This window comes from Roseburia sp. AF42-8, from assembly GCF_003435965.1.
Taxonomy (GTDB): Bacteria; Bacillota; Clostridia; order Lachnospirales; family Lachnospiraceae; genus Roseburia_C; species Roseburia_C amylophila.
The window spans coordinates 1-3,976 of record NZ_QTVB01000088.1; the positions used below are offsets into that span (position 1 = coordinate 1).

A 3,976-nucleotide genomic window follows, 5' to 3' on the forward strand; every position below is an offset into this window, starting at 1 on the left:
AATAAGACTAATATTAACAATACTAATTTTAATAATATCTATCTTATCCTATCTGAACGAAAGAATAGTATCTTGGATAGGATATGATGGATAACAATGGCAGAAAGGATTTCAATTATGATTAAAAATAAAGTGGTTATAAAAGAAAGAGATGCATGGAGTGATTTGGCGAATTTTATTGGAGAAATGGTGGCAAAGTATGCAGACGCAATGGAACTGGACCAATTACCGGATCCTGATAATTATCTTCGCATGAAGAGAATAAAACAGTTGTACATGGAATTATATAAAACAGAAAATATTGAGAAATTCAGAAGTATTATCATTTCTATTGAAAGAAATGCTGCGGCATGATAGAATGACCGTATAAACGGAAATAAAAACGATAAATACGGATATAAAATATAACGGAGGAACACACATGATTATCAGTGAAAGAATTTTTTACATAATGGAGCAGAAGAACATGAGTCAGTTGGAACTGTCGAGAAGAACTGGGATTGCAACAAGTAACATTAGTGATTGGAAAAAGAAAAAGACGAATCCAAAAGCAGACTGTCTGTTATCCATATGTGACGCATTGGATATTACACCGGAACAGCTTTTAACGGGTAAAGGAATTGATCCGGAGTATAAAGATGCAGATATGGATTATGAAGTTACCAGGTCGGATATTAAGATATTAAAGCAGATTCACAGCCTTGGAGATGCGCAGTATAAAAGATTGATGGCGTATATGAAAGCCTTGCAGAAGTTGGAACAGATGGAGAACATGGTGGAGGAATAGTCTGTGAAGTCACAATTGACCGAGTTCTTTGAGCGAGGGATGCTTCTTGTCCGAAGGGCAAGAAGATGGAATATACAAGGAATGCTAATAACAAGGGATGTGTGATTTCATAGCAACAGAATAGGAATCAGCAATTTATAGAAATTGTAATCGATTGGTTGGGAGGAAGAATGGAAGGAACAAAAGAATTGATTACTACAGATGCTATTCGGAGTAAGGTGTACATACTTCGTGGACAGCAAGTAATGTTGGATCAGGATTTGGCAGAAATTTATGGTTATCAAGTTAAAAATTTAAATCAACAGGTAAAACGTAATTTGACAAGATTTCCAGAAGATTTTATGTTTCAACTAACTAAAGAAGAAGTGGAATTGGTGAAATCACAATTTGTGACTTCACGGAATATAAATTATTTTGAAGGGCAGGAAGGAGGTCGTAGAAAACTACCATACGCATTTACAGAACAAGGAATTTATATGCTTGCGACAGTTCTTCGTGGAGAATTGGCAGAACAGCAGAGTATATTTATAATGCGCACTTTTAGGGAGATGCGTCACTATATTAGTCAAAATCAACAGTTTGTTACTAGAAATGAAATGGAACTTTTAACAGCGAAGGTTGGAACGATAACTGAGAGACAGGATCGAATGGAGAAAAGGGTAGAGTTCATTCAAAAAGATGTGACTATTTTAGCAGATAACTTTATTACTGATAGGGATAAAAAGGATTTTGTTATTTATAAAGGCCAGAAGTTAGAAGCTGACATTGCATACATAGAAATCTACCAACAGGCAAATAAATCAATCTATGTTGTGGATGATATATGAATGCAAAATCATTACAACACCTTTCACAGAAAGCAGATGGCGTGGAAGTTGTTTTATTCACAGAGAATGGAAAAGGTGGGAGAGGATTTCTTACGAACTCTTTAGTGACGGATTTTCAAAATGAATATCCAACGATTCGGATTAAGCCGAATCCTGATTGTCACGACAGGTTAATTATACTTGATTATGGGGAAAAGACAGAACTGGTTTATCATTGTGGAGCATCCAGTAAGGATGCAGGGAAGAAACTTTGTGCCATCAATCAGATTACAGAGACAGCAATCATTCATCCGGTAATAGACAGATTACTTTCATTGCCAGATAAACAGGTATAATTAGTAGCCATGCTTTGACTGCGAAAATGACATTAAGAGGTGATAAGAATGTCTAAAGAAAAGATAAAAGTGTATCTTTACACCCGTGTTTCTACAACCATGCAGATAGACGGCTATTCTCTAGATGCACAGAAAACAAAAATGAAAGCCTTTTGTGATTATAATGAGTATGAAATTGCCGGTGAGTATGAGGATGCAGGAAAATCCGGTAAGTCAATAGAGGGAAGAATTGCCTTTAATCAGATGATGGACGATATCAAATCAGGAAAAGATGAAGTGTCTTATGTCCTTGTATTTAAGCTTTCCAGATTTGGAAGAAATGCGGCAGATGTCCTTGCAACATTACAAGTGATGCAGGATTTTGGTGTAAATTTGATTTGTGTAGAGGATGGAATAGATTCATCTAAAGATGCCGGGAAACTTATGATATCTGTTCTGTCAGCAGTGGCAGAGATTGAGCGTGAGAACATCCGTGTTCAGACAATGGAAGGCAGGATGCAGAAAGCCAGGGAAGGTAAATGGAATGATGGTTTTGCACCATATGGATATGCTCTCATTGATGGAAAATTGGTAGTGAAAGAGGAAGAGGCAGTAGCTATCAGAACGATATTTGACCAATATGTAAATACAGATTTGGGAGCGAATGGAATTGCTAAGTATTTAGAAAATCATGAAATCCATAAGATAGCCAGACAGAATGGCAAAAATCCATTATTTGATGCTGCTCTTATCAGAAGGATTATACAGAATCCGGTTTATAGCGGTAAAATCTCCTATGGCAGAAGACGGACAGAAAAGGTTCATGGTACAAGGAACGAGTACAGGCAGGTTAAGAAAGACGATTATCTGTCGGTAGATGGTTTACATGAAGCTCTTGTATCAGAAGAAGTATGGGAGCAGGCACAGGTCAAGGTTGCGGCACAGGCTAAAAAGTACGAAAAGGTCAATCGTGATAAGAAAGAAAAGATACATCTTTTATCTGGAATTTTAAAATGTCCTGTCTGTGGTGCCGGAATGTATGGCAACAAGGCCATTAAGAAGCGCAAGGATGGAAGCAATTATAAGGACTTTTATTATTATGGCTGTAAACACCGGAATATGACCAGGGGTCATAAGTGTGATTATAAAAAACAGGTGCATGAGGAAATGCTGGATGCTTCTGTTGCAGAGGTGATCAGTAAACTGGTTAGCAATCCTAAATTTTCGGATTTAATACGCAGCAAGATAAATATGGAAGTAGACACAAGCGCATTAGATCAGGAAATAGCAAATTACGAAAAACAATTAAGACAGCTATATCATAATAAAGATACGATCTTGTCAGATATTGATTCTCTTGATTATGAGGATAAACATTATCAGCGAAGAAAAACAGATTTAGAGAACCGTTTGTACAAGACTTATGATAAAATAGATGAAGCAGAGGAATTGCTTATATCTGCAAAAACTAAGAAACGCGCTCTGCTGGCAGACAAGATTACCGGAGACAATATCTACAAGGCACTCATTTTCTTTGATAAGCTGTATGCCCAAATGAACGAAGCTGAGAAACGAGAGTTCCTGTCACAGTTAGTGGATAATGTACAGATTTACGAAGAACGCAAAGAAAATGGTCAGTGGCTGAAATCCATAGAATTTAAGTTGCCGATTATAGAAAAAGAGTTTACCCTAAGTTTGGACAATGATACACAAAATGAGACAGTCACTCTTCTGACGAGAAAAGCCCAGTAAATCAAAGGGTTGCGCCGATTTGTGGCAAAAATGGTTGTGTGTTTCAGTTTCCGCAGAAGACACATGCGGAAACTGATTTACCCCAGGGGTAAGATTTTCGGAATTGTTGATATACATTTTGGCAAAAGGCAAAGTGTAGGGAGGATACATATGAATTTAAGTATTTTATTAACTGACTTTATTGATACGAAAGGAATGCTCAAAACATATAGGTTTATACCCATTAATCAATATAATAGAATAGTGGTTGATAGATTATCTGATATTTGTACAGATGTAAAGGGAAATACAGATAA

General features: G+C 36.6%; 5 protein-coding genes. All 5 read left to right on the plus strand.

All coding sequences use genetic code 11. From position 1 onward, the window contains the following. Positions 1-96: 96 nt before the first annotated feature. The 5 genes from DW059_RS15005 (at position 97) to DW059_RS15020 (ending at position 3,680) form a co-directional block, all read left to right on the plus strand. Positions 97-354, plus strand: coding sequence for a hypothetical protein (locus tag DW059_RS15005; RefSeq protein WP_117699325.1), 258 nt, complete (start codon positions 97-99; stop codon positions 352-354). A gap of 67 nt (positions 355-421) precedes the next feature. After that, positions 422-787 carry a helix-turn-helix domain-containing protein gene (locus DW059_RS15010; RefSeq protein WP_117699326.1) on the plus strand — a complete coding sequence of 122 codons (366 nt, stop codon included), beginning with the start codon at positions 422-424 and terminating at the stop codon, positions 785-787. Positions 788-957: 170 nt separating this feature from the next. Beyond that, complete coding sequence (locus tag DW059_RS15015; RefSeq protein WP_242986322.1) at positions 958-1,614, plus strand: ORF6N domain-containing protein; 657 nt, start codon at positions 958-960, stop codon at positions 1,612-1,614. Continuing rightward, positions 1,611-1,949 (plus strand): hypothetical protein, encoded by a 339-nt coding sequence (locus DW059_RS16635; RefSeq protein ID WP_242986323.1) that lies wholly within the window; start codon positions 1,611-1,613, stop codon positions 1,947-1,949. The genes DW059_RS15015 and DW059_RS16635 overlap by 4 nt, the downstream gene beginning before the upstream one ends. Before the next feature lie 48 nt (positions 1,950-1,997). Beyond that, entirely contained in the window at positions 1,998-3,680 is a 1,683-nt protein-coding gene (locus tag DW059_RS15020) for a recombinase family protein (RefSeq protein ID WP_117699327.1), read from the plus strand. The last annotated feature ends 296 nt before the right edge of the window (positions 3,681-3,976 follow it).

Excerpts from the sequence above, each read along its gene's own strand:
- DW059_RS15005 (WP_117699325.1), top strand. The coding sequence starts at position 97 with ATGGCAGAAAGGATTTCAATTATGATTAAAAATAAAGTGGTTATAAAA.
- DW059_RS15010 (WP_117699326.1), top strand. The coding sequence starts at position 422 with ATGATTATCAGTGAAAGAATTTTTTACATAATGGAGCAGAAGAACATG.
- DW059_RS15015 (WP_242986322.1), top strand. The coding sequence starts at position 958 with ATGGAAGGAACAAAAGAATTGATTACTACAGATGCTATTCGGAGTAAG.
- DW059_RS16635 (WP_242986323.1), top strand. The coding sequence starts at position 1,611 with ATGAATGCAAAATCATTACAACACCTTTCACAGAAAGCAGATGGCGTG.
- DW059_RS15020 (WP_117699327.1), top strand. The coding sequence starts at position 1,998 with ATGTCTAAAGAAAAGATAAAAGTGTATCTTTACACCCGTGTTTCTACA.